Source organism: Liquorilactobacillus sicerae (genome assembly GCF_029916425.1).
Taxonomy (GTDB): Bacteria; Bacillota; Bacilli; order Lactobacillales; family Lactobacillaceae; genus Liquorilactobacillus; species Liquorilactobacillus sicerae.
In genome coordinates, this window is record NZ_JAHAVQ010000202.1 from 1 (window position 1) to 468 (window position 468).

A 468-nucleotide genomic window follows, 5' to 3' on the forward strand; every position below is an offset into this window, starting at 1 on the left:
GCCTACGGGATATTTTCTTATTGTTTTAAAATAAATATATGACTACTACGGTGAAATTTTTGAATAACCTGACAATGTTCGGGAGTAAGATTGTCAGTTTTTCGGATAACGAAACAAGAATTTTGATGGTTTTTGGTGCCCCATCTGGTCCTAATAAAAATAAAACAACTGATGAATTAATGGATAAAAAGCTTCTCTCACAAATTCCTGAGTTATTTAAAGAAAATCCAGAATCAACTTACAAGAACCAGGCGATTTTTATTTCTAATCTCCATATCGATCATATCGATGCTTTGAAATTTTTAAAGGCGGGAATGCCAGTCTACCTGTCACTCCAATCAAGAGATTTATATAATGCTTTGATTGAAGCTGGTGAGAAAACGGCTATTTCTAATTTAAAAATATTTGATTATGAAAAAGCAATTGAAATCGGTTCTTTTACAATTACCTTTTTTCATTCTACTCATG

General features: G+C 31.6%; 1 protein-coding gene. It reads left to right on the forward strand.

All coding sequences use genetic code 11. The features are described 5' to 3' along the window. Positions 1 to 125: 125 nt before the first annotated feature. A partial coding sequence (locus tag KH893_RS11995) for an MBL fold metallo-hydrolase (protein WP_486606303.1) occupies positions 126 to 468 on the forward strand: 343 nt, incomplete at its 3' end.